This window comes from Rhodothermus profundi, from assembly GCF_900142415.1.
Taxonomy (GTDB): Bacteria; Bacteroidota; Rhodothermia; order Rhodothermales; family Rhodothermaceae; genus Rhodothermus; species Rhodothermus profundi.
Genome location: NZ_FRAU01000001.1, coordinates 189,006 through 214,272, shown reverse-complemented (window position 1 = coordinate 214,272; position 25,267 = coordinate 189,006). Strand labels below are relative to the sequence as shown.

At 58.5% G+C, this 25,267-nt stretch carries 22 protein-coding genes; 13 read left to right on the top strand and 9 right to left on the bottom strand.

What is annotated here, in order from left to right; genetic code table 11:
* The first annotated feature begins 37 nt into the window (after nucleotides 1-37).
* A complete protein-coding gene (locus BUA15_RS00900; RefSeq protein ID WP_072714003.1) occupies nucleotides 38-307 on the top strand; it encodes a hypothetical protein in 270 nt (89 codons plus the stop codon).
* 609 nt (nucleotides 308-916) lie between these two features.
* On the opposite strand, the gene BUA15_RS00895 is transcribed toward BUA15_RS00900, so the two are convergent.
* Nucleotides 917-1,711: a hypothetical protein gene (locus BUA15_RS00895; RefSeq protein ID WP_143149539.1), complete on the bottom strand. Its 795-nt coding sequence runs from the start codon at nucleotides 1,709-1,711 to the stop codon at nucleotides 917-919.
* Nucleotides 1,674-1,946 (bottom strand): hypothetical protein, encoded by a 273-nt coding sequence (locus BUA15_RS00890; RefSeq protein WP_072714000.1) that lies wholly within the window; start codon nucleotides 1,944-1,946, stop codon nucleotides 1,674-1,676. Before BUA15_RS00890 ends, BUA15_RS00895 begins: the two co-directional genes overlap by 38 nt.
* 1,511 nt (nucleotides 1,947-3,457) lie before the next feature.
* Between BUA15_RS00890 and BUA15_RS00885 the strand changes: the two genes are divergently transcribed.
* The 6 genes from BUA15_RS00885 to argB are packed head-to-tail and all read left to right on the top strand — an operon-like array spanning nucleotide 3,458 to nucleotide 9,919.
* Complete coding sequence (locus BUA15_RS00885; RefSeq protein WP_072713999.1) at nucleotides 3,458-4,684, top strand: argininosuccinate synthase; 1,227 nt, start codon at nucleotides 3,458-3,460, stop codon at nucleotides 4,682-4,684.
* A 20-nt stretch (nucleotides 4,685-4,704) separates the two neighbouring features.
* Nucleotides 4,705-5,799, top strand: coding sequence for a P-loop NTPase family protein (locus BUA15_RS00880; RefSeq protein ID WP_072713998.1), 1,095 nt, complete (start codon nucleotides 4,705-4,707; stop codon nucleotides 5,797-5,799).
* 16 nt (nucleotides 5,800-5,815) lie between these two features.
* Nucleotides 5,816-6,847 (top strand): N-acetyl-gamma-glutamyl-phosphate reductase, encoded by a 1,032-nt coding sequence (argC, locus tag BUA15_RS00875; RefSeq protein WP_072714566.1) that lies wholly within the window; start codon nucleotides 5,816-5,818, stop codon nucleotides 6,845-6,847.
* Nucleotides 6,848-6,897: 50 nt separating this feature from the next.
* Nucleotides 6,898-8,091 carry an aspartate aminotransferase family protein gene (locus BUA15_RS00870; RefSeq protein ID WP_072713997.1) on the top strand — a complete coding sequence of 398 codons (1,194 nt, stop codon included), beginning with the start codon at nucleotides 6,898-6,900 and terminating at the stop codon, nucleotides 8,089-8,091.
* Nucleotides 8,091-9,134 (top strand): N-acetylornithine carbamoyltransferase, encoded by a 1,044-nt coding sequence (locus tag BUA15_RS00865; protein WP_072713996.1) that lies wholly within the window; start codon nucleotides 8,091-8,093, stop codon nucleotides 9,132-9,134. The genes BUA15_RS00870 and BUA15_RS00865 overlap by 1 nt, the downstream gene beginning before the upstream one ends.
* Nucleotides 9,131-9,919, top strand: coding sequence for an acetylglutamate kinase (gene argB, locus BUA15_RS00860; protein WP_072713995.1), 789 nt, complete (start codon nucleotides 9,131-9,133; stop codon nucleotides 9,917-9,919). Before BUA15_RS00865 ends, argB begins: the two co-directional genes overlap by 4 nt.
* Before the next feature lie 2 nt (nucleotides 9,920-9,921).
* On the opposite strand, the gene BUA15_RS00855 is transcribed toward argB, so the two are convergent.
* The gene (locus BUA15_RS00855; RefSeq protein WP_072713994.1) at nucleotides 9,922-11,382 is read right to left on the bottom strand and encodes an SLC13 family permease; all 1,461 of its coding nucleotides are present in this window, start codon (nucleotides 11,380-11,382) and stop codon (nucleotides 9,922-9,924) included.
* A gap of 52 nt (nucleotides 11,383-11,434) precedes the next feature.
* On the opposite strand from BUA15_RS00855, the gene BUA15_RS00850 reads away from it, so the two are divergent.
* The 3 genes from BUA15_RS00850 (at nucleotide 11,435) to BUA15_RS00840 (ending at nucleotide 13,964) form a co-directional block, all read left to right on the top strand.
* On the top strand, nucleotides 11,435-11,659 hold the full coding sequence (locus BUA15_RS00850; protein ID WP_072713993.1) for a hypothetical protein: 225 nt from the start codon (nucleotides 11,435-11,437) through the stop codon (nucleotides 11,657-11,659).
* A gap of 542 nt (nucleotides 11,660-12,201) precedes the next feature.
* Nucleotides 12,202-13,278: a hypothetical protein gene (locus BUA15_RS00845; RefSeq protein ID WP_072713992.1), complete on the top strand. Its 1,077-nt coding sequence runs from the start codon at nucleotides 12,202-12,204 to the stop codon at nucleotides 13,276-13,278.
* The gene (locus BUA15_RS00840; protein ID WP_072713991.1) at nucleotides 13,275-13,964 is read left to right on the top strand and encodes a DsbA family protein; all 690 of its coding nucleotides are present in this window, start codon (nucleotides 13,275-13,277) and stop codon (nucleotides 13,962-13,964) included. Before BUA15_RS00845 ends, BUA15_RS00840 begins: the two co-directional genes overlap by 4 nt.
* 126 nt (nucleotides 13,965-14,090) lie before the next feature.
* Here BUA15_RS00840 and BUA15_RS00835 read toward each other — a convergent pair whose 3' ends face one another.
* On the bottom strand, nucleotides 14,091-16,112 hold the full coding sequence (locus tag BUA15_RS00835) for an acyl-CoA dehydrogenase family protein (RefSeq protein ID WP_072713990.1): 2,022 nt from the start codon (nucleotides 16,110-16,112) through the stop codon (nucleotides 14,091-14,093).
* A 185-nt stretch (nucleotides 16,113-16,297) separates the two neighbouring features.
* On the opposite strand from BUA15_RS00835, the gene pyrF reads away from it, so the two are divergent.
* The 3 genes from pyrF to BUA15_RS00820 all read left to right on the top strand — a co-directional run bounded on the left by pyrF (nucleotide 16,298) and on the right by BUA15_RS00820 (nucleotide 19,455).
* Entirely contained in the window at nucleotides 16,298-17,116 is an 819-nt protein-coding gene (gene pyrF, locus BUA15_RS00830) for an orotidine-5'-phosphate decarboxylase (protein WP_072713988.1), read from the top strand.
* Nucleotides 17,117-17,143: 27 nt separating this feature from the next.
* The gene (locus tag BUA15_RS00825; RefSeq protein ID WP_072713986.1) at nucleotides 17,144-18,412 is read left to right on the top strand and encodes a DUF2851 family protein; all 1,269 of its coding nucleotides are present in this window, start codon (nucleotides 17,144-17,146) and stop codon (nucleotides 18,410-18,412) included.
* Nucleotides 18,413-18,525: 113 nt separating this feature from the next.
* A complete protein-coding gene (locus BUA15_RS00820; RefSeq protein WP_072713985.1) occupies nucleotides 18,526-19,455 on the top strand; it encodes an HDOD domain-containing protein in 930 nt (309 codons plus the stop codon).
* Here BUA15_RS00820 and BUA15_RS00815 read toward each other — a convergent pair.
* The 5 genes from BUA15_RS00815 to BUA15_RS00795 form a co-directional block, all read right to left on the bottom strand.
* Nucleotides 19,452-21,440 carry a TonB-dependent receptor gene (locus BUA15_RS00815; protein WP_072713983.1) on the bottom strand — a complete coding sequence of 663 codons (1,989 nt, stop codon included), beginning with the start codon at nucleotides 21,438-21,440 and terminating at the stop codon, nucleotides 19,452-19,454. The two genes, BUA15_RS00820 and BUA15_RS00815, sit on opposite strands and share 4 nt — an antisense overlap.
* Nucleotides 21,441-21,474: 34 nt before the next feature.
* Nucleotides 21,475-22,023 (bottom strand): 3'-5' exonuclease family protein, encoded by a 549-nt coding sequence (locus tag BUA15_RS00810; protein WP_072713982.1) that lies wholly within the window; start codon nucleotides 22,021-22,023, stop codon nucleotides 21,475-21,477.
* A gap of 118 nt (nucleotides 22,024-22,141) precedes the next feature.
* On the bottom strand, nucleotides 22,142-22,369 hold the full coding sequence (locus BUA15_RS00805; RefSeq protein WP_072713980.1) for a hypothetical protein: 228 nt from the start codon (nucleotides 22,367-22,369) through the stop codon (nucleotides 22,142-22,144).
* A gap of 12 nt (nucleotides 22,370-22,381) precedes the next feature.
* Nucleotides 22,382-23,701 (bottom strand): glucose-1-phosphate adenylyltransferase, encoded by a 1,320-nt coding sequence (locus BUA15_RS00800; protein WP_072713979.1) that lies wholly within the window; start codon nucleotides 23,699-23,701, stop codon nucleotides 22,382-22,384.
* 32 nt (nucleotides 23,702-23,733) lie between these two features.
* A complete protein-coding gene (locus BUA15_RS00795) occupies nucleotides 23,734-25,203 on the bottom strand; it encodes a glycogen synthase (RefSeq protein ID WP_072713977.1) in 1,470 nt (489 codons plus the stop codon).
* Nucleotides 25,204-25,267: the final 64 nt, after the last annotated feature.

The following is a 25,267-nucleotide window of genomic DNA, read 5'->3' as shown; positions in this document are numbered from 1 at the left end:
GCAGTTTTGGAGAAGATGATGGGATCTGGGGCTCAGCTTGTACTGGATTGCGCGGGAGGATTCGTTGCAGAGCTGGGTGCGTTTCAGTCGCATCGATACGGTGCAGACCGAGCCGTTTCTGCTGGTCTTTTACGAAGGAAGCTTCGAGCTGATGCTCTCGCCGGATTTCCGTTCGTATCGGAGTCGGTATCCGGACGCGAAGCTGCATTTTGTGGGGCGGTTTCGGGTGCCGGCCGTGCCGTGGGATTATCTGCACCGCTGCGGGCGGGAACGTAACTGCCTGCCCGTGCCGGTGCGCACGTTCTGACACGCGCCCTGCGCCTGCCCGGCCGGCCACTTGCTGCGCTGCCTGAGCGGCTGCACGCTGCTTCTACCCTGACGTTTAATGCGATCCTTCCTCATGCTCCGATGCTTTCCTGGCGCCTGTGCGGCAGGCTTCGAGGCCTTTGCGCGAAGTGTATCATGCGGTCTGCCAGATTACGGGTCAGATGAATCAGGTTGCCGTTTGTCGATTTTTTATTTTTATATACATAAAGATAGAGGTGGATATGAATATAGTAATAATAATACCTATTTGAATTTTTGTATCATCAAATAAACTTTTAAAGAATATGTACAATGGAGATGTTAACAAAATGCTCGATATTATAGAGGTAAGTAAAATCGATTTCTGTTCTTTTATATATAATGTTTGAGAGAAGGTAATATATCCTGTTATTACAAAAAATAATAGACATCCAAAAGCAAATGTGAAAAACCATTTGTCCCATTGAAGACTTAATCCCTCCGTAACAACTGTCAAAACATAACTTAAAGAAAACATAACTATGGAAACAAAAAGAATTAGAGCAGGATATCGCCTATTAATCTTTCTGATTAGATCATATACGATCATAGCATCCATTAATTTTTTTCTCTACTGGGGATTAATTATTTCGTCACATGCGTTCAGATAATACTCATTGTTTTTGCAATTTGTGTAATTCTCGCGGCACCACCTTGCTTTTTCTGTTTTGTATATATCGCGTTTGAGTAGCAGATAAACACCTATTGACCCGACTGCGCCTATCGCTGCTCCTACAACACAACTTTTGAAGGGACCCCATAATGCCGGGAAAGGAACCTTTTCCATCAACCCCAGCGCACCCAAGCATCCAGCAGCAGTACCGACGAGCGCGCCTTGAGCGATCCCCTCCCACGACCAGTAATCTCCATACTCCGGCATGCTGTTGAGCTCACATGTCGTGTTCTGCTGCGCCAGCCGAATCCATCCCCTACCACCCAGAATACCCCAACGCGCCATCCCACCACTACCTGACTTCTCCAACAACTCCCGAACCACCGACCAGAACGCCTCCACCCACTCCTCCCGACCAAACACCAACACCGCAACACTATACAACACCCCCGAACTCCACAGCAACACCCCCGAACGCTCCGCCCCCAACGCCGCCACCACCGCCGCCTCATACCGACCCAGCCGCTCGTCCAACTCCGCCACCGTATGCGACGTCCGAAACACCTCCCACAATCGCTCCATCCACACCTGCTGCTCCGCATCCAACCCCAGACTGTCCCACCAGGCCGTCTGACGATCCCCCGAGCGAGCCTGCGCCAACACCAACTGCGCCCGACGATACCCCGTCAGCACACCCGTCACCCCATGCGTCCGCTCATAAGCTGCCAGCGCCGCCTCCAGCAACCGACTCACCGCCTGACGGTGCCAGCCGCTTGCCCGCCCGAAACGCTTCCTGGCGCCGCACATAACGCACCACGAAACGCGCCAGACGCTCCTGCTCTTCGACCAGCGCTCGCCGAAAACGCGAAGGATCCAGCACCGCCTCCTGGTTCGGCGTTGGTGTCCAGCCCTCGCACCCCGACAGGCCCACCAGCAGCGTGAAAAGTCCGATCGCAACGACAGGGCGTCCGGAGCGAAAACGAGCCATCCCTTTCAGGACATAGATAGGTTTGGTGTGAGAAACGTACCATAAAACGCTACTATATTTTTTTTTAACAGGGCAAGTGATCATGTATCATGATTCCATGAATAATAGTCAGTTTTTCTTTGATTGGTAAGCGCTTGGCCTGAGTGAAATTGCTTCTATTTATGCAACAGTTTTGAAAAATAAATTATGGTGATCTATTGCTTTGTTGGACAGCGTGCTTTCCCGTGCAGCGACGATTCGGGTTCGGTCGGGATGGGCGGATGAGCAACAGGATGGAAGGATTGGACCACGAGGTTGAGGGGAGGCAGGGAGGCCAGGACCAAGCGCCAACCAGAAGAAAAAGACCTGCCCTTCCGTCCGGGGAGAGCTGCCCGAAGGGCGGAGGGGAGCATCGCGAAAATAAGCACGCCGCCCGTATCAACCACCGTGGCCAAGAGAAAATAGCCCCCCCTGATCCCCCCAGAGGGGAGAGGGTGAAAAGAGATAAGCTCTGCTGGTGGATCAAGCAAGAACGGCAACCTCCCAGGAAAAACTGCCAGCGCCAACCGCTCAGGCAAGATGGGCCACCCTGGCCCCCCAGAAACCTCGCTCCCTCTCTCAGAGGAAACTGCCCGAAGGGTGGAGGGGGCTCTCAGCCAGACCACCAAGGCCCCGAACGCCAGCGCTAATTTCAACCTGGAACCCCCTCCCCAGAGGGGAGAGGGAAGAAGATACTGTGGGAGACCGGGGCCAATGCGCTCGATCTACCATCGTCCCCTCTTCTCCCAGGAAAGGGAACTGTGGAAGGTCCCATCGATCTCGACACAGCCACCCCCTCCTCGGAGGGGCGGGGGCCGCAGAAAAGCTCTGTCGTCTAACTTCTCTGCACCAGGCAAAAGACGTCCTGGAAAAAGGCAAGCCCTGTCGCCGGACCTCTAACAGATTTCCCTATCCAGGCATCCACAGAAAAAAAAAAGCCCTGTCGTCGGACCTCCAGGACCGTTGCTTCCTCCTTCGCCCGTCTGTTATACATCGAACCTCTGACCGGCATTCGTGCCAGGCGTCTGTCCAGATGTCACGCTGGCCTGCCCTTCAAGCCGTCCTTCCTGAAGCGCACCCCCAACCGAGTCGACCGATCCGGCCCTTCATGCTGTCAGGACCACCGCGTCCGGTGCCTGCTGCTTCCTTCCTGCCGCCCTGTGGTGGTGTCCTCAGACCTTTCGAACGACGAGGCTACCTGTCCATTCGCAGGATTTTTGCCGTATCGCCAGGGCATGTGCTCTTGACAGGCATAAAATTTTGTTGTATCATGCGAGCCATCATGCTGCCACAGAGGTTCCATAGGATGCAGCCGGTTCGACCCATCCGACCTGTGCGACGTCCCCGTCGCCCCCGCGGGGGTGGAACCGGCGCATGCTGTCCTGTGGCAGGATGAGGATGAGTTGAGCTGACAGCGTTGAACATAGACAGGGCGCCGGTTCCAGCAAGGAGCCGGCGCCTTTCTTTTTCACCCGAAACGAGCCAAGACAGCGATGTCCATCGTGCTGGCATTCAGCGGCGGGTTAGACACGTCGTTCTGCGTCCCGTACCTGCGGGAGACCTATGGCGAGCCGGTCTACACCGTAACCGTGAACACGGGTGGACTGACCGAAGCGGCTATTGCCGAAATCCAGACGCTCGCGCAACGCCTCGGCGCAGCCGATCACTTCACGATTGACGGCCGCCACGACCTGTTTCGCGATCACCTGAGCTATCTGATCAAGGGCAATGTATTACGCGGTGGCGTCTATCCTCTCTGCGTCGGGCCGGAACGCATTGTGCAAGCCCGTAAGGTGGTGGAAGTAGCCCGTCGGCTTGGCGCGCGGGCAATTGCCCATGGCTCGACGGGCGCCGGCAACGACCAGGTGCGCTTCGACGTAGCGCTGCGTATCCTGGCCGATGATCTGGAAATTCTGACACCGATCCGGGAGCTGGGACTCAGCCGTGAGGCGGCCACCGCCTACCTGAAAGAACGCGGCATCGAAGTCCCCGAAAAGAAAACCGCCTATTCCATCAACCGGGGCCTGTGGGGCACGACGATTGGTGGTCGCGAGACGCACACTTCCTCGGAGCCGCTGCCCGATGCGGCCTATCCCGACACGGTCCCGCCTGCCCAGGCGCCCGACACTCCCCTGGAACTCACGATCGCCTTTGAGCAGGGCATTCCCACGGCCCTGGACGGCGAGACGCTGGATCCTGTCACGCTGATTGAGCGCCTCAACCGGCTTGGTGCCGCGCATGGCGTGGGCCGGGGCATCCACGTCGGTGACACCATCCTGGGCATCAAAGGACGCGTAGGCTTCGAGGCCCCGGCTGCCCTGATCCTGATCACTGCGCACCGAGAGCTGGAAAAGATCGTGCTGACGCGCTGGCAGCGGTATCAGAAAGATCATCTGGCCGACTTCTACGGCATGCTGCTCCACGAAGGCCAGTACTTCGATCCCGTTATGCGCGACATCGAAGCGTTCCTGGACTCTTCCCAGCAGACCGTAACGGGTACGGTCCGGGTGCGGCTTTTTAAAGGCCATATCGAGGTGCTCGGCTGCGACAGTCCCTACTCGCTCCTGGATACAAAAGTAGCTACCTACGGCGAACAAAACCGGCTCTGGGACGGGCGCGATGCCCAGGGGTTCACGCGCATTTATGGTGTGCAGGCCCTGCTGGCTGCCCGAGCCCGGCAGTCGGCCGCGTCCTACGAAACCAACCAGACGGCCGCTTAACCCCGTAAACCTCTGGAGCCATGTACCAGCAACTGACCGTTGACAAAATCGGATCAAGCACGGCCCCGTGCCAGCTTACTCACGAGCTCGAAATCACTTCGTACATCGTTGCAGAAGAGGGCTACTGCCTGGTCGTACGGGCCCTGGAAGAAAAAACTACGTACAACCTGCTGGAGTGCACCGATGGTACGTTCCAGACCATCCGGCGAGGTGACCTGATTGTGGGGGCTCTTGGCGAACGCCAGGCGCTCAAAGGGTACAGCGGCCGCATCCCTCGACGCATTCAAGTAGGGGATGTGCTGCACATCTTAAACATGGGAGGCATTCTGGGCCAGTGCATTTCAGATCACCCAGACTTAGGTCCAGCGCTGCGCGTGGAAGTGCTGGGCGCAGTAGTCGTTGAAGTGGACGGTCAGAAACGGCACGCTCGCGTGCAGGATCATGCTCTGGAGCCCGTCTTTTCGCTCACGCACTCGGCGCCCCTGGTCATGATCAGCGGCACTTCCATGAACACGGGCAAGACGTTTGCGGCCGCCCAGATCATCCGCTATTTGAGCGAACACGGCCTGCGGGTGGCCGCCGGCAAGCTCACCGGTGCCGCCCTGCTGCGCGATGCCCGGCTCATGGAAGAAAACGGCGCCATTGCCAGCGTGACGTTCATCGATGCCGGGGTCGTCTCATCCACCAACAAGGAGATGGCTCCGCTTGCTAAAGGACTCATTGCCCATCTCAACACGTTCGCCCCGGACGTGATTGTGGTCGAGCTCGGCGACGGCTTTATCGGCTACTACGGCGTTGACGAACTTTTGCTGGATAAAGAACTGCAGCGCTTCACGCGGGCGCATGTAGTAGCCGCCACCGACCTGGCCGGTGCCTGGGCTGCCGATCAGCTTTTCCGGACGCGCTACCACGCACCGATTACGGTAATTACCGGGCCGGTCACCGACAACGCCGTCGGCAAGCGGTATATCCAGCACGCCATGGGCATCCCAGCGCTTAACGCCCGCCAGGATGCCGAAGCGCTGGGGCAGCTTATCGCCCGCTCGGTACGTACGGCAGCCCGCCCTTTACCCCATTACCATAATGGAAGTGGTGTCGCAGTTGCTGCAACCTGAACCTTCTGAAGGGCTTATGTCAACGCCTTTGCGCATTGCCATTCTACATGGAGCCGGCTACGTCGGCGGCGAACTGATTCGTCTGCTGCTGACGCATCCGTATTGCACGCTGACTGCTGTGACCAGCCGCACATTCGCCGGCCAGCCGCTCTGGCGTGCCCACCCCACCCTGCGGGGACAGACCGACCTGACGTTCGTCGAAGAAGCAGCGCTGACGCTGTCGGAGCTGGACGCGGTGCTGATTGCAGCCGAACACGGTCAGGGGGCCCGCACGGTGCAGCGTCTGCTTGAAAACGGCTATCAGGGCCTGATTATCGATCTGAGTGCTGACTTTCGCTTTCGGGACGCTGCCCGCTATCCGGAATGGTTCGGGTTTGATCACCCTGCCCCTGAATTGCTCGGTCGGTTTGTCTACGGCCTACCAGAAGTTTATGCGCCCTACGCACCGGGCACCCGCCTGCTGGCCAATCCAGGCTGCTTTGCCACCGGACTGGCCTTGGCGCTCTGGCCACTACGCCACCCCCTCCGCGAACGTACCGTTGCCGTCACGGCCCTGACGGGCGCCTCCGGTTCAGGCACCCGTCCGAAAGCTACCACGCACTTTCCAGAGCGCGACGGCAACGTGCGTGCTTATAAGGTATTGACGCACCAGCACCTGCCTGAGGTGCAACAGGTGGTCGGGCCCTATCTCCATATCGCATTTGTGCCGGTTTCTGGACCGTGGACGCGGGGCATCTGGGGCACAGTGCATGTAACGCTGCCCGCAGGCATTACAACCCGTGACGTGTCGGAATGGTATGAGGCCGCCTATGGAGAGGCTCCCTTCGTGCGCCTGTGGCCCGACCAGCTCCCCGAACTGCGTTATGCCGTCCATACCCCCTTCTGTGACCTGGGCTGGGTGGTGCGCCACCACCATCTGGTTGTGGGCTTTGCCCTCGATAACCTGCTCAAAGGCGCGGCCAGCCAGGCTATCCAGAACCTGAACCTGCTGTTGGGGCTCCCGCAGACAGCCGGTCTGCTCCCGACTCCTGCCGCAGTCGACGCCTGAGTTCGCCGCCCGATCCCCGGGTTGTTTACCTCCAAATGGTAATCGCACCCATGAACACGCAGGAAATCATTCAGCTTGAAGAGACCGTTCAGCTTCCCACCTATCGCAAGATGCCCGTCGCGCTTGTGCGCGGCGAAGGGTGCTACGTGTGGGATGCCGAGGGACGCCGTTACCTGGACTTTTACGGCGGCCACTGTGTCACACTGCTGGGCCACTGCCCGCCCCGCGTGGTGCAGGCCCTCCAGGACCAGGCCTCCCAGCTCTTGTTTTACTCGAATGTTGTCTACAGTCCGGTACGGGCACGCGCGGCTGCCCTGCTGGCCGAGATGGCCCCGGAAGGACTGCGCCACGTGTTTTTCTGCAATTCAGGTACTGAGGCCAACGAAACGGCACTCAAACTGGCCCGAGCCTGGACCGGAAAACCCGGGTTGATTGCGCTCGAACGCAGCTTTCATGGCCGCACACTGGGCAGCCTGGCAGCTACCGAACCGCTCAGCTACCGCAAACCATACCTGTCGGTGCTGCCGCCCACGCACTTCGTACCCATGGGCAACCTGGAAGCTATTGAACACCTGCTCACCCGGCATCACGACATTGCTGCCATCATCCTGGAACCTATTCAGAGCATGGCCGGCGTCTATGAAGCACCGGTAGCCTACTACCAGGGCCTTCGGGCACTGTGCGACCGCTACGGGGTCGTTTTGATTTTCGACGAAGTGCAAACAGGCGTGGGCCGAACCGGCACGTTTTCTATCGCCGAGCAATATGGCATACGTCCAGACCTGATCACGCTGGCCAAAAGTCTGGGATCTGGCGTGCCTGTCGGCGCCGTGCTGGTTTCTGATGCCATTGCCGCAACGGTCAAACCCGGCGACCAGGGAACTACGTTTGGCGGCGGCATGCTGGCCATGGCTGCTGTAACGGCCACGCTCGAAACGATCCGTGACGAAAAACTGATGGCGCGCGCCCTGGCCATCTTCGAACGCATCCGCCAGGCGGTCGCGGCGCATGTTGTAGCCGTACGGGGCCGAGGCTGTTTGATCGGGCTGGAACTGGACCGCCCGGCCGCCCCTGTGCTGGCCCAGCTACGGGCCAAGGGGATCCTGGCCGGCAGTGCCAGCCATCCAAACGTTATCCGGCTCATGCCTCCGCTTAACACTCCGGAGGAAGCAATTGACGAGTTTCTGGAAATTTTCCTGCAGGTTCTCACCCGCAATAACCAGCCAGCAACCCGGACGGTCTAATGGATGAGCTTCCGCCTCCCCGGCATTTACTTGACTGGCAGTATCTCAGCGACGACATCTGGCAACGCTGTCTGACGCGTACGCTGGAGCATTACCACCAAGGCAAACAGGCCTGGAGCCAAGTGGCTCGCCATCGAAGCCTGGGGCTCCTGTTCTTTAATCCGTCCCTGCGCACGCGCACGTCCATGGAGCTGGCAGCCGTCCAGTTGGGGGCCCATGCTACCACGCTGGTGATCGGCCAGGGCACCTGGCAGCTTGAATGGCGCGATGGGGTGGTCATGGACGGCGCTGCAGCCGAACACATCCGGGAGGCTATTGGCGTGCTCTCTCAGTACTACGACGCACTGGGCGTGCGCATTTTTGCTTCCCAGACCGACTACGAGCAGGATCGAGAGGAGCGCCTGCTTAACGCAATCGCACGTGCTGCCACTGTACCTGTTATTAACCTGGAGTCTGCTTTCTATCATCCCTGCCAGGCGCTGGCCGACGCCGCTACCATTCTCGACCATCTGGACGGCTCGGTGCAGCGCCGGCGCTTTGTGCTGAGCTGGGCCTATCATCCGCGCGCGTTGCCCATGGCCGTCCCTAACTCGGCCCTGCTCATGGCAGCACGTCTGGGCATGGAAGTAGTCGTTGCCCATCCCCCGGGTTTTGAGCTAGACGAAGGCGTCCTGGCCCGCGCCCAGGCCGACGCAGCCGCTCGCGGCGGGCGGGTTACCGTGGTGCATGACCAGGCCGAAGCCTTCGACGGAGCGGCCATTGTCTATGCCAAATCATGGGGCAGCCGACTGTACTACACCTCGCCCGAAGAAGAAGCGGCCCTGCGCCAGCAATATCGTCACTGGCGCGTTACGCCCGAGCTGATGGCGCGCACCCGGCAGGCTGCCTTCATGCACTGCCTGCCCGTCCGTCGTAACGTGGTGGTAGATGATGCCGTGCTTGATAGCCCTCAGGCAATCCACCTGAAACAGGCTGCTTTTCGACTCTATGCGCAGAAAGCCATTCTGGAGTACGTCTGGCACTTACCTCCGTTTGACTCATGACCAACCATCCGATTGTTGTCAAGATCGGCGGGGCCTTACTGGAAGCCTCCGAATCCCTTGAGGCTTTCTGGAAGGGTGTGGTCGGCCTGCGCCAACAGGCTCCTGTCGTCGTGGTGCACGGTGGCGGTCCTCAGGCTACTGCGCTGGCCCAACGCCTGGGCCATCAGCCGCGCATCGTTCAGGGACGTCGCGTTACAACTGCCCTGGACCTGCAGATCCTGCAATGGGCCCTTCGGGGTGAACTGAACCTGCGCCTGGTGGCCACAGCATTGCAGTATGGCCTGCCCGCTGTTGGTCTCTCAGCGGCTGACGGCGGCACGCTGCGCGTCCGGCGCCGCCCTCCCTGGACCATCGAAGGGGAAACGGTAGATTTTGGGTGGGTCGGCGATGTGTCGCGCGTTGAGCCCGCGCTATTGCAGCACCTGCTGGCGGGAGGCTATGTGCCGGTCGTAGCCCCCCTCGGCATAGACGACGAAGGCCTGCTTTACAACGTGAACGCCGACACCGTGGCCTGCGCCCTGGCCGCCGCGTTGCAGGCCCACACCTTCCTGCTCGTTACAGAAACGGGTGGCGTGCGGCGCAGGCCAGACGATCCCACCAGCCTGCTGCACCATTGCGACCGGCTTACTTTCGAGGCAGGGCTTCGTGAAGGATGGATTCGGGGCGGCATGCAGGTCAAATTAGAAGTTGCCTTTCAAGCGCTGGCACAACACATTCCAGAAGTGTACATCCTGGCTCCTGACGACCTGCTCACGCGCCGCCAGGCTACCCGCGTAACGCCATAGCGTCAGGGATGGACCCAGGGAGGCACCACCCCAGGCTGCACGTCCAGCACCCGGGGAAGCAACGTGAAGGCCAATAGCGTCAACAGCCCAATAAACAACAGGTTTAGCCAGAAGCCGGCCCGTGCCATCTCAAGCATCGACACGCGTCCGGTGCTGTACACCACGGCATTGGGGGGCGTGGCCACCGGCAACATAAAGGCGCAGCTAGCGCCCAGCGTAGCCGGCACGGCCAGCAGCAACGGGTTCTGCCCCAATCCCACGGCTGCCGAGGCCAGCACAGGTAGAAAAGCAGCCGTAACGGCCGTGTTGCTGGTAATCTCGGTCAAAAAAACGATCGTTCCTGTTGCCAGCAACACGATTACCCAAGGCGGCCACCCGGCCAGCACCCTGACCTGCTCGCCAATCCAGTGAGCCAGGCCGGTACCGGTGATGGCACCAGCCATGCTGAGGCCGCCGCCAAAAAGCAGTAAGAGTCCCCAGGGCAGATGCCGCGCCGACTCCCAGTCGAGCAACCGACGGCCTGGCTCCGCCGGAAGTAAAAACAGCACCAGAGCTGCCCCCATAGCGATACCGGCATCCGAAAGACCAGGGATCCAACGACTTAGCACAGGACGCGCAATCCATAGCAGGGCTGTCCCTGCAAAAATCCAGGCAATGCGCCGCTCGGCCGGATGGACAGGCCCAAGAGCTTCCAGTTCCGCCTGAATCAGTTCTGCTGCTTCTACTTGCAACTGTCGTCCTGCCGGGAATAGCCCATAAACCAAAAACAGATACGTCAGCAGCAATCCCAGGGCTACTACAGGAATACCTAACGGTAACCAGCCAGCAAAGCTCAGTCCATAGCCGTACGTTTCGCTCAGAAAACCGGCTAGCAGCGCATTGGGTGGCGTGCCGATCAGCGTCCCCATGCCGCCGATGTTACAGCCATAGGCAATGCTAAGCACCAACGCTGCCTTGAAGGCGTGCAGCGCAGGCGTTTCGGCCACACGCTCTTCCAGCAGCTCCAGCACCGACAGCCCGATCGGTAACATCATCAGCGCGGTGGCCGTGTTGCTGACCCAGAGGCTCAAAAATGCCCCTGCCAGCAGAAAGCCCAGAATCAGCCGAGCCGGCCGGGTACCTACCCGCCGAATGATATGCAGCGCCAGTCGTCGGTGTAGCCGCCAGCGCTGCATCGCCTGCGCCAGCAAAAAACCGCCCATGAACAGAAAGATGATAGGATGTGCATACGGCGCTGTGGCGTCCCCGACCGAGCGAACGCCCAGTAACGGAAAGAGCACAATGGGCAGCAGTGCTGTAGCCGGTATTGGAATCGCCTCGGTGATCCACCAGATAGCCATCCAGAGACTGACGGCCGCGGCATACCAGGCTGCCTGCGAAAGGCCCTCCGGTCGGGGCAACAACACAAATCCTAAAAAAACCAGCGGCCCCAACCAGAATCCCCATTGCTGCCGACGCGTCATGGTCTGCCGCAGATGCTTGCTGGTCCGTAGCAGCCTCAAACCCGTTAGCGGTATGCTCTCTTCCAATCGGACGCACTACTTCCTGCCACGTATGACTCCCAAGATGCAAGCCAGGCGGAATACTTTCAAGCACTGCCCCCCTCACCAACTGCCTGACGTAGCCCTTTACGACGAACCCCGCAAAACCGCTACCATGCCCCCCTTCAAACTGTTAAGACAGGCTATCCGCTATCCTCTGCCTCCCACTTTCCAGATTGAGCCCGGAGATTACTTCTGATACTTCAGCCCACTAGCTCAGACAATAGGGGCTGAGAAACGCTTTTTAGCAAGTGTTGACGGATTTGTTAGAGGTTTTCACTATGGATCGTTCTCCCTTGATATCTTTTTCTTTATTTCTTAAAAATGCTGCTGCACTTGATGATGCAGTCAGCTCTAAAACAAGGAGGGTTTCATGTACACACGCACCATTCAAAAATGGTTGCCGACTATTCAGCTATTCAGTGCCACCATCGTACTGCTCGGCGGCCTGCTTCTGGGCCTACCCACTGCTTCTCATGCTGTGGACGCAAGCGGTACCGTTTCGCTCAACTGCGGTGGAGGTGCTCAGATATCCTGCTCCGCGGATGGTGGTGGAACTACTTGCGATTATGTGCAGATATGTGATCCTCCAAACTCGAATAATTGCGAAACGGTAGGGGTTGTGTGCTCAGGAGGTGGATCCAGCGCGCGTGCCTTCTGTCCCCACTGATCTCAACTGTTTCGACAAATGGACTAAACAGCGGCAGTGCTTCCATTGTACCATTCCATAAACATCCAAACATGTGGAATCGCTCTGGTGCCCCGAATCACCCTCTGCGAAGGGTGGTAGGAGGGGTGATTATTAGTCTTGCGATCATCACAGGCGCCGCGGCCCAGCCCGTCTTTGATCTGTATCCCGATACGGTACTCACCGCGCTGGGTGATACGCTTTATTTAGGCGGGTTGCAGGCCATTGCCTATTCAGACAGGTATGGCTATGCTTTTTTAGACTCTGATGTAGGGGGCCTCGTCTTAACGGACCTTCAGTTCCGTCCCATCCAGAGGCTGGGACGTTTTGGGGGAGGTCCTCAAGAATACCCATCTGCTACGCTGCTTCGCTTCTGGGGCGACACGCTGGTGGTGGGAAGACGGCTTTTCCGCCTGCCGGCCTTTGAGTACCTGGGCCAGTTGCCGGTTTCCCCCCTGGCCATTGCTCCTCACGCCCTCGACCTTCGCACTGACAGTCTTTTCCTGAGGGCGCGTCGATCCCCCCAGTCCCCGTTACAGCTTGTGCGCCCGCGCGAACGGCCCTTAAACTTTGGCCGACAGCTCTACCAGGACCGGGACAATAGCTGGGTGTTCAACCTACGGGTCGGCGTCTTCTTTACGGAATGGGATGAGCTGCTCAGCGTCTTTATGCTCTTCCCCCAGGTGGAGCGCTATCGCCTCGATGGCACGCTGCGTGAAGTGCTGGAACTGGATCATTTCCGACCGATTGCGCAGCTGGCCCGTCAGGCCCTTCGCCAGACCGAAACGGCCCACCGGAAGGGTCAGCCGTTTATGATCTATTCCCTCTGGGAAGACGCCGTCTATAAGCAGGGCTGGCTGTACCTGGCGCCTGCCCGTCCCTGGCCCGGGCTTTCGCGAGACGTCACTGTGATCATCGTGGTGCGGGTCACGCCCGAGGGCATGCGGCTTTCTCACCTGCTCCGGCTGCACCGCAACGAAAAGGCCTTGCAGGCCGAGCTGCCGCCCGATTGGCTACAGCAGTGGTTCCGGGTTGGCTACTTCGAAGTGATCGCTGAGACAAACAAGCTGCTTGCCTGGATGAACCCTGACGATCTGCTCTACGTCTACACCCTCCCCGAACTACCATGACAACCGAACGCCTCCAACTCCTCTTCTCCGGCATTCTCGCCGGATGCGCCCTGATCGTTACCACCGCTGTTCTCTATCGGCTCGTAGCTCCGGGCGCCTCTTCTCCGACGACCGGGCCGCCTTTCCCCGAACACTGGCAGGAGCTGCCCGCCCTGCCCGACACGCTCTGGCAGGTCCTCCAGCAGGGTGGTCATCCGGTCGGTGCAGTCTCCCCCCGAGCTACTCTTGTCGCCTTCTTCGATTACGGGTGCTCCGGCTGCCGCCAGATTCATCCCACCCTGGAAGCCCTGGTACGCACATACCCAACGCTACAGCTGCGCTATCGGCACTATCCTTTTGTCACCTCCTATTCATCGGGGGCGGCCCGCATCGCGCTCTGTGCGGCGCAGCAAGGCTGGTTCGAAACGATGCACCGACGGTTGCTGGAAGCGCAGCGGCTGGACCTCGAAAGCCTGCTCTACGATCGGCCAGCGCGGGATCGGAAGGCGATGGAGCGATGTCTGTACGGGTGGGAGACGCCCATCGACACGCTGCTGACGCGCGACATATCGCTGGCGCGACGGGTAGGAGTGACAGGCACGCCCACATTCTTTCTGAACGGTCGGCGGGTGCCCGTAGGGGTTTCGGCGGACCGGTTGCGCCGGTACGTGCAACAGGCACTTCAACACACACCTCCCACGCCATAGGGGTTAGCCTGCCGGATACCTCTCACTGCAGGGTTCCTCTGCCTGTGTGAGCAGCGGTTCTGCAAAACAGGCGGGGCCACCGGACTTGCCCGGCGGCCCCGCCTGGAGGCATCCCCAGAGGGACAGTTACGCTTCTGAGCGCGCGGCAGATGATTCCGCAGCGGCTCCATTCCCTCCGGTCGTTACGTAGCGGTCGCCTGGAAACTGCTTGATATGCTCCTTTTGCACGGGCTTGCCCGTTCCTTTGGCCACGGGCGACGCTTCATGGATGTAGTAGTCGCGGTTAGGCAGCGTGTCCACGTAGCGCAGCATAGCCTGGGCAGCCCGACGCATGCTGGCATCTCCATTACGGCGCAGCAGCCCCAGGTTTTGCTGGATGCGGATTTCCAGCAGATCGAACAAGTGTTCGAAAGCGGCCCAGTCCCGTTCAAAAGCCACGCCAGAAGCTCCTTTGCGAAGCTGGCGATCCATGTCCGAAAGCGCCGCGCTCAATGCGAACAGATACATAGCGTTGTCCGCCAGGCGGGCCTGCTGCGCCTGCCGGGTTACGATAGCATCGCCTTCCCACTTGCTCACCAGTTTGAAGTAGTGAGCGTGTTGCTGAACCAGACGCGCCAGGCGGTCGGCCCAGGGCCACAACTGCGGATGAATGTTGCGAATACGCGGAGCCTGGGGACGAATGCCCAGGAACAGTTCAGCTGCCAGAGGTAAGGCTCGGCGTAGCAACGTGGGATTCAACGCATTGCGGACAATGCGTTGCAGGTTTTCGACAGGCGACTGGTCAGCGTCCCATCCCAGCGCCTGTTTAATGGCCAGCATCTGCTCGGCAAGTTGCTTGCCGCCGTAGCCGAAAATGAACGACTGCATTACCTCGTTAGCCCCCTCCACGATGCGGTGGATGCGGTTGTCGCGCCAGACGCGCTCCATCTCGTTTTCGGTCATGTAGCCTTCGCCTCCCATGATCTGGAGCGCTTCGTCAATCACCTCCCAGCCCATTTCCGAGCAGAAGACCTTAGCGGCGGCCGTCTCCAGCATCACGTCCTGGTCGTGGCGATCCAGCATGCCGGTAACCATGTAGAGCATGGCCCGCATGCCGTAGGTAAGCGCCGCCATCTTGGCGATTTTCTGCTGGATCGCCTCAAAGTCGGCAATAGGACGGCCAAACTGGTAGCGCGTCTGGGCCCACTTTGTGCTCTGCTCCAACGCCCAGGTGGCGCCGCCCAGCACTCCGGCCGACAGCGTGCAGCGGCCATAGTTCAGGCACGTCAGCGCCACGTTCAGGCCTTTGCCTTCTTTGTGCAGCAGGTTTTCACGAGGTACCTTGACATTCGTAAAGCGGATGCGCGCCTGCCAGGTCCCCCGGATACCCGCCTTGCTGCGGTTTTTCTCAAAGACATCCACGCCTTCCATGTCGGGCGTGACGATCAGAGCCGTCACGCGGTCTTCCCACTTACCCGTCTTGGGGTTCTGCAGGCGCTGCTTGGCCATCACTGTCAGCACACCGGCCAGGGCCCCCGACGTGGACCATTTCTTTTCGCCATTCAGGATGTAATACTGGCCGTCTTCGCTCAACTCACAGCGGGTTTGCTGGCCGGCCGCATCTGATCCGACATTGGGCTCCGACAGGCAGAAGGCCGCCAGTTTCTCCCGCGCGACAATGGGGAGATATTTCCGCTTCTGCTCTTCGGTCCCGAATAGCATAATGGCCTTGCAGCCGATCGACTGATGCGCCGAGACGACCACGGCGGTCGAAGCGCAGTAGCGACCGATCAGCTCCAGCACCCGGTTGTAGCTGGTTACTCCCAGCCCCAATCCACCATATTCCTCTGGAATCGTCAGGCCCATCACCCCCATTTCGAACAGCCGCTCCAGCACCCAGTCTGGAATGTACTGCTCCTGATCAATCAGGATGGCCGGGTGCTCATTTTTGAGATACGCTTCCAGTTCGGCCAGCAAGGCATCACACTTCTCCCGCTCTTCTTTGGACTCTTCAGGATAGGGAAAGACCAGATCCTCTCGGAAGCGGCCCCAGAACAGATTTTTCATGAAGCCCATCTCGTCGGGCTCCGGCCCCAGCATGGCCTCAATATCTTCGATCATTCGGCGGTCTTGCGCCGAGATGCCCTTCAGACGACTCAGTAACGACATGGCTGTGCGGGTTTGATTCTATGTGGGCAAGCGATCGTGAACGAACAAGCGCGTTAAGCCAACCTGCTTGTGAAAAGCAGGGTTCCGCGCTTCGCTGTTAAAAATCCGGATCTTTCCGGGTAATTCGCACGCGTTGTTTTTTTCGCATTGTATCTTTGAAGCTCCTCACCAGCAGTGCCACACCGATGACGTTTACCGATCGACTACGCGCGCTACAACGTCGCAAACAGACGGTTCTGTGCGTTGGGTTGGATCCAGATCCGGCCCGGTTGCCTCGGCCCCTTCGGCGCGAGTCGAATCTGATCACCGCCGTTCGCAAGTTTCTTCAACACATCATTGATGCCACCAGTCATGTAGCGTGCGCTTACAAGTTCAACCTGGCCTTTTTCGAGGCATTGGGCCGTGATGGCTGGTCGGTATTAGAAGCCACGTTACAGTACATGCCGGACGGCGTCATGACCATAGCGGACGGAAAACGCGGCGATATTGGCTCGTCCGCTCGCTTCTATGCACGCGCTGTCTTTGAGCTATTGCCATTTGACGCGTGCACCGTCTCTCCCTACATGGGGCGTGACGCCGTTGCCCCTTTCCTGGCGTACGAAAATCGGGCGGTGTTTGTACTCACGCGCACCTCAAACCCGGGCGCCCGTGACTTTCAGGAACGGCGCTGCGACAACGAGCCCCTGTACCTGACTGTTGCGCGCGCTGTTGCCCGCTGGGATCAGGAATTGCCGGGAACAGCTGGACTGGTGGTGGGCGCCACCGATCCCTATGCGCTTGCCGCCGTACACCTGGCCTGCCCGGGATTGCCCCTGCTTATCCCTGGTGTTGGGGCCCAGGGAGGAGCTATTCCCCCTATTCTGCAAGTGGCGCGGCGCAACCCTGTGCTGGTTAATAGCAGTCGTCAGATTCTCTACGCTTCCGATCAAGACGACTTCATGGAAGCAGCCGCCCGAGCAGCCGAAACGCTACGTGCCCAACTGACAGCAGCCTGTCCTATCTGAAGTTGAGCAGACAATTGTCTGTTTACCATGCGCAGGCGTCCTCCGGAAGCCTTGCTGCACGACCTGTGGGCCCAGGGCTTACTGGTCGGAAAACAGCTCCGAACGGTAACCGGTGAAACCGTTCAGATTTTTCATCCCGGTCAGGCTAATGCCGAAGCAGGCCCTGACTTTGTCAATGCCTGTCTCTTGATCGATGGTACGCGGTGGTACGGCACCGTTGAAGTGCATAGTTATTCCTCCGATTGGACCGCCCATGGTCACCATCAAGACCCGCGCTACAATAGCGTCATCCTGCACGTTGTGCTCGAATCGGATAGCGCCACGGGTCGGCTCCAGCGAGCAGACGGAAGCCGGCTTCCTGAACTGATACTGGCGCCTTACCTGCCTCAATCCTTACGAACCTTGCTCTACACCTTTTACCGCCGCCCTCGCCTGCCCCTTCCCTGCGCTCTCCAATGGGAAGCAGTGCCAGCGTCTCTGCGCACTTCCTGGGTGGACGCATTGAGCCAGGAACGCCTGCGACAGCGCGCCCGGCGCATCCGGGCTCGTCTGGCCGAAACCGCACCGGACCAGCTTCTCTACGAGCTGTTGCTAACGGCTCTGGGCTATGCGCCGAATGCTGACCCGATGCGGTTGCTGGCGCAGCGTCTTCCGCTTGCCACCGTTCGGACGTTGCCAACCCTTGAAGACATCGAAGCGGCTCTGCTGGGCACAGCTGGCTTGCTGGAAACGCTTCAGCCTGGCTCCCTGTTTACGGCAGCGCAATGCGATGCGCTACGCAACCGTTTTGCGAAGCTACAACCACAGCTTCGCGTACCCCCTCTTCCTGCACTACTCTGGCAACGCGGCAAGCTGCGTCCCGCCAACCAGCCCGAACGTCGCCTGGTGCAGGCCGCTACCTGGCTGGCGCCTGCCGGATGGCTTCGCCAGCATCCCATAAAACAGCTCCAGGAAGCATTGCGACATGCTCGGCCCCTGACCGCTCTGCGCCATCTGCTTTGCCCGGACAATGCCCGCGCTCCACTGGGCCGGCAGCGCACCAACGTTCTTTTGATGAATGCGATCTTTCCATTTATGCTGGCCCTTGATCTCTCGGATGCTTCCCAGCTTCACGCCCTGCTGCACCTCCTACCGGCCGAGCGTGACCAGATTACCCGGCGATTTGCGCAACTGGGGTATGTCCCTCCTGACGCCTTTTATTCACAAGGACTTCATCAACTCTATCGAGCCTACTGTCAACCCTTTCGCTGTTTGAAGTGCGCTATAGGTCGATATTTAATGGGTTTTACGTCTTGAAGAGTCCGCAAAAGTTTTAGAAGTTATATTTTCAGCCGATTACCGATAGGAGCACCGTGGGCCGTTAGTTCGTTTTAGACAAACCCATGCGTTCCCTCGGGCCGTCGCAAACCATGCTAAATTCCATGACACCGTCGGGGCGGTCAGTTCCCGCTACCAAGTTTCAGGCGGACCTTAACGTTCGCTTTCCTCCATTACCCCGCACGGCCAGCGAGGTGGCACGGCTCCTCAGCGATGATTCGACCGAACCGAATCTGGAGCAATTAATCGAAATTGTTCATGCCGACCCTATTGTAACGCAACTGGTGCTGCGACGCATTAATTCGGCTTATTACGGTTTGCGACGGCGCATCACCGAAATTCAAAAAGCAATAGCTCTACTGGGCTTCCTGGAGGTCAGCAACATTGTACTGACCGCAGCCATGTTGCAGCTTCGAGAGGCGGTCTCTAATCCCGAACAGGAGCACATCTTTGACAACCTGATGCGGCTCAGTGTTGGCAGTGCCATCTATGCCCAACGCCTGTCGCAGTGGCTGCAATTGCCCTACGCGCGTCGCGTCTTTACCGCCGCCTTGCTTCATGCCAGCGGTCGCCTGATCCTGCTGTACAACCGGCCGGATGATTACGAAGCGCTCTGGTATACAAACGAAGAAGGAGCCCTTCCTTCGGCCGATGCCGAGCGCACAATTTTTGGCGTTAGCTACCTTGAGCTCAATGAGCAGGCTGCCAACGCATGGAATCTGCCGGAAGAGCTGGGACTCATGCTGAGCAAACTAGAGTCCCCCAAGGAGCTACCTACCCCTGAATTGAAAACGCAAGCGGCGCTCGTAGCCACCGGCAGTGCTGTGGCCGAGCAACTGCATCTGACCCACCATGACACCGTTTTCCTTCCGGAGCAGGCGCGCCTGTTGCTGGGCTACACGCTTACCGAAGCTCAGCTTATTGAACGACTCGAAGCAGAGCGCAGCGAGACAGAGCGATACCTGCAAATGCTTCTGAAGGGAAATGGGAACGGGAATGGGAATGGAAACGCGGAAGCTTAGAACCATACGTGCACGCCCAATCGCAATTCACGACCGGGGCCGGGTAGTCCGAGCTGCAACCATGTAGCGGTATTGGTTACATTGTTGACCCGCACAAACCCTTCCACCTGGCCTGATGCAATGGGCAGCCGATAAGCCAGACGCACATGGAGCAGCCAGGCATCAGGTAATTCCTGCAGTTGATTCGTTTCATCCAGCGCCCAGGCCTGTCCCCGATAATGCAGTTGCACAAGCGGCGCCAGCCCCAATCCAGGCATGCGTCGCAGCGTTAGCGTTGCCAGCCAGGCAGGCTTTTCAGTCAGGGGTCTATCAGCCCCTGGCAGCAACGCTCGGCTTCGCAGGCCGGCCACATGGCCTTCCAGTTGCCAGGTCCTGAGAAAGGCCCATCCTATCCGCGCCTCAATACCATAGACGCGACTTCCGTTCAGGTTAACGCGCTGGCGTTTGCGTTTCCCATCGACGACAACCGTGCGCTGGTCGATGGTATCAAATGTTCGGTTAATATACCCCACGATTTCTGCATATCCCCAGGCTGGAAAGAGTCGGAATCCTGCTTCTGCGATCCAGATGGTTTCGGGACGGAGGGTGGGATTCACCAGGAAGCGTCCCAGCGCCTCACTGAACAACTCCCGCATAGTAGGGAACCGCACCTTGCGCGAAGCGGCTAGGAATCCTTCCACGCCTTCTTTCCAACGATGGTGCAGGCCTATCCCCAGGCTCCAGGCGCTCATCGGATCGCGTGCCGGCTTATCCCCGGTCTCTGGCGTCCACATCGCATCGTAGCTGATGCCTACCATGCCCTGCGTCTGCGAGCCCAGGGTCTGCACCAGCTCTGTACCTATACTCAACAGATGCTGCTGATAGTAGGTTGTCCTCGGAGGAATGTCGGCTTCTGCATAGGAGTCGATTCGCTGCCCATGCCGACTGCCTACCCAGTTAAGCGCCAGCCGCCATTGACCGGCATCCAGGCGACGGCGCCAGACCAATCGGCTCCCTACTGTCCAGTTTGCGTCCTCCTCTCGGGCTTCCCGAACGGTATACTGCACATCCCGATACTGATCAATATGCTGTCGAAACAGACTGCCCCAGAAGGCGCCTTCCAGCAGTCCGATGCGCGTTGCCTGCTCTCCACTTACAATCAGGAGCGTATGTTGCTGTAAGGGGTAGCGCCAGTAACGCACCGACGCCACCAGAGGATTAAGATGGCCTTCCGGAGCGACGCCCTGCGCTCCCTGCATGTGAAAAAGCGTGACGCCGATTCGCCGGCCGGCACGCCCGGCCTGCAGCCGGGACAGCACGTGGAAGAGACGTCGGTCCGTGTTGGTGCGCAGCTCCGGATCGGGCTGACTATAGGGCAAATCTACATCGGGAAGTGCCAGGGCCCTGCGATACGCGTACCCTACCCCTACGGTATAGGCAAGCCGGCCTGTATGCCCCAGATGCACCACACTTGCTTGCATCGCGGCCGGCGCACCGCCCCACATGCTGACCTCGGTCAACCGCCCCGGATGAGCAAGCAAGCGCGAACGCAGGCTCAACACTCCGGCTGCCGCATTGGTACCATACAGCACCGAAGCATTGCCTGGAATGAGCGTAACACCTCCCAGGGCGGCGGTAGGAATTAGATCCAGATCGTACCGGTAGTCCCAGGGAACTGTAAGCAGCGCGCCATCCAGGAAAATCGCTACCTGTCGCTCCCCACTCCCTCGCGGATACAACAGGGTTTCCCCCCGGGAATTTGTTTGAATCGACACCCCGGGCAGCAGGTTAGCAATCTCCGAGATGCTAACAGCATCTTCCACGGCTAGCTCCGCCAGGGAGACGTGGTGCACCGAAGACATCTGGGCCGACGCCTCCTGCTCCTGTTCCAGCGTGATGACCACTGGATCCAGCACATAGGTTCGGATGGTATCCGTTTCCGGCTGCGCCGTCGCCACACGACCCAGGACCCAACCCAGCACCCAGAACCGCTTCCAGGAAAGCATAGCTTTTGCCCTCCAGGAGGGCTTATGTGGATGTTCAGCCAAGCTGAGCAGCCAGATACCGCACCACCTGTAGTGGTGAAATAGCCTGCTCGTTCACCAGGCGAATATACTGAGGTGGTAGCACATGGAAAAAGAAACGGGGCCCGACTGCCACAGGTGCCTGAGCCTGTAGCGTAGGATTCACGCGCCGGGCTACTGCCCAGGCTACTTCTGCATACTGCTGCAGGAGGGCTTCGTGGCGCGCCGTGATGGCGCCCAGCGTGCGATTGGCCCGGCGGTAATCATCTGGATGATTCACAACCTCCTCCTTCCAGTGCTCAAACTCCAGCACGGCTCGCTGATGGGCATGCAGTATCGACTCATACTGCGCTACATAAGGAGCCAGCGCCTCATCTCGGCGGGCCATCTGACGCAGCGTTTCAATTTCAGCCAGCGCCTGCTCCAGATCCTGCGCCGCCTGTTCACTGGCTGCTTCAATTTGCATCAGCGTCTGCGCTACGCCGCCCGGATAGCCATAAAACCGGCAACCTGAGGCACCGATCAGCGCTACCAGCAGTCCAAGAAGGCCAAGGTGTCGCTTCATAGCTTGCCGACTCATTTTGCTATACGACCGTCTCTTCGGGCTGAAAATTCTCAAAAAGCGCAGGCAAAAGGAAGGGCAGCCATCGTTTTGCTGAACTTTTTCACGCCTTTCCCTTCAATTAACTGCCTAGCGCAAAGCCTGCTTCGGGTCGTTCGGCTCCTTCCGCATTACGCTCCAACCATTGCCGGAGCTGCGCCGCATCTTTTCCAGAGAGCTGGAGCGTGTGCAGCGCCGCGCGTTCCTGATCGTGAAGGGCAAAGGTTACCTCCAGTCCCTGCTCCGTCTCGCGAAAAAATAGCACCCGCTCCACATTAATGGTATAAGCGCCAGCCCGTACCAACAGCATGGTGCTCGGCAATTAGATGATTGTTCCGTCCTCGATGCGTGCGTTCTTAGGCAGGACTACAATACCGTCCCGGATGTAGAAATTTGGGCCCTCTCCTTCCTGCACTTGATCCCGATTTTTAATGACACAGCGCCGTCCGATGCTGACATTTTTATCGATAATGGCGCCTTCCACATACGACTCTTCACCGATCCCTGGATTATCCGGGCCTTCTACCGGATCGCGCAGGCCAGGATCGTGCCACGGATAATAGTCGGCGCCCATCATTACCACGTTTTTGACCGTGGCATTTTCGCGGATGACCGAGCGAATTCCTATGACGGAGTTAACAATCTGGCTGTTAATAATCACACTCCCCTCGGCAATTATCGAATCCTGCACAAAGGAGCTCTGGACCTTGGCCGGGGGGAGCATGCGTGCGTTGGTATAGATAGGCATCTGCGGGTTATACATGTCGAAAGGAGGCTGTCGCTGCGCCAGCATCAGGTTCGCTTCATAAAACGACCGAATTGTTCCAATATCACTCCAGTAGCCGGTAAACGGATAGCTGACCACGCGGCATTGCTGAATAGCCTTCGGGATAATCTGCTTACCAAAGTCATGGTCGGCCGGGTGCTGTTCCAGGAGCGCCCGAAGCACCTCCTTGTTGAAGAGGTATATTCCCATGGAAGCAAGATAAACACGTCCTTGCGCCTCCATTTCGGGAGATACCGGACTTTCTTTGCCCGCCAGCTCATGAAGGGGAGGTTTTTCATAAAACTCCGTGATCACGCCCTCTTCATCCGTCTTCAAAATGCCCAGAGCCGGAGCTTCTTCAGCACGTACTGGAATGGTCGCAATGGTAATGTCGGCCTTTTTGGAGCGGTGATAGGCCAACAGCACCCGGTAATCCATAAGATAGAGCTGGTCTCCAGATAGAATCAGCACATAGTCATGCCGGAACACTTCTATATGAGCCATGCTGCGACGCACGGCATCGGCCGTCCCCTGGAACCATTCCCGAGAGGCAGGGGTCTGTTCGGCCGCCAGAATCGTTACAAAGCCGGTGCGGAATCGATCAAAGCGATACGTTTGCGCAATATGTCGATTCAGGCTGGCCGAGTTGAACTGCGTCAGTACAAAAATGCGATTGATGCCCGAGTTAATGCAGTTCGAGATGGGAATATCAATGAGACGATACTTACCGGCCAGCGGTACGGCCGGCTTAGAGCGCTTAAGCGTTAGCGGAAACAACCGCGTTCCTGCTCCCCCTCCTAAGATAACAGCTATGGTTCGCTCATTGAGTCGAAGAGTTTCCAGATCCAGCTCCGTGGTCAGTTGAACCTGTTCCATAGCGTCTGAGGCATGCGTCCGAAAAAGAATGCTCACGAAGTTACCGGAACCAGACTCCGGTAGAGTTCCAGGTACTTCTGGGCGGACCGACTCCAGGACCAATCTTGCCGCATCCCGTTGCGCTGCAGCACGCGCCACTGTTCCGGACGATAGTAGACCGTTAGCGCCCGCCGTATAGCCTGGTGAAACGCACGGGGCGTAAAGGTCTCAAAGCGGAAACCGGTGCCTTGCTGCGCATGGGGCTCCCAGGGTTCCACTGTATCGCGCAATCCTCCGACAGCGTGCACAATGGGGACCGTGCCATAGGTCATCGCATACATCTGGTTAAGACCGCACGGCTCCACGCGGGAAGGCATCAAGAGCATGTCCCCTGCTGCGTAGAGCTGATGAGCGAGCGTGTTGTTGAATTCAAACCGCAGGGCCAACCGGGGAAAACCACCGGGCCGCACCATACGACAACGCAGATCCTCCAGGGCTGCCTGGTAGGCCGGTCTTCCGGTCCCCAGCACTACTACCGACACATCTAGCTGATGCGTCAGCAGTTGCTCCAGCCCGGCCACCAGTAGATCTATCCCCTTCTCCTGCACAAGTCGTCCAATAAACACCAGCAGCGGTCGGTCAGGACGAAGCCCCAGCGCCTTGCATAAGGCGACCTTGTTCTTTTCTTTACCCGAGAGGTCATCAACGGAGTAGTTTGCAAAGATAAGCGGATCTGTCGCTGGATTCCACAGCTCTGGGTCGATTCCGTTGAGAATGCCTTGCATCTTGGGGGCTACCCGCTGAAAAACCTCCTGCAATCCGGCGGCGATATCATTGCGCTCTTGTAACTCCCGCGCATAGCCCGGACTAACTGTGGTTACGGCATCCGCCCAGATTAATCCCGCCTTCAGCGCATTGAGCTGCCCTTGATGCTGCAGGTCTTCAGGATGGGCTACCGGTACCCCTATGGCTTCCCAGACCGACCAGTCATACCGTCCCTGATGCTCTGCATTGTGGACGGTAAACACAATCGGCATTTCAGCCCAATCCTGATAGAGGGGATCTTCGCGTAGCCAGACCGCAAGCAGCGCGGTGTGATGATCATGCAGATGCAATAGATCAGGCGTCAATACGCCGGCCTTCAGCACTTCCAACACGCCCCGCTGAAACACAAAGAACCGATCGCCCTGATCAGGAAAATCCAGACCAGTTCTCGGATCTTGATACACGCCTGGCCGCCCAAAATGCATGGGCTCCTCCAGAAGGTAGACGGGAAATCCCAGAATTTCTGCTTCCTGTAACCAGAGTCGATAGGGTAACTTACGATCTCGATACGTTAACGTCCCCTCATGCACGAGCTGCAATGCCTCGGCCTTTACCTGCGCATCCCCAAAGCGGGGCATGAGAACAGCCGCCTCAATGCCTGCCCGTCGCAAAAACTTGGGCAACGCTCCTAGCACATCTCCCAGTCCCCCCACCTTGGCAATCGGCGCGCATTCAAAAGCTACGTGGAGTACGTACATACCAACCCCTATCCTTCGGTTTTCCCTACTAAAGATAACGTGCCTGTCCTCATTATCGAACGGC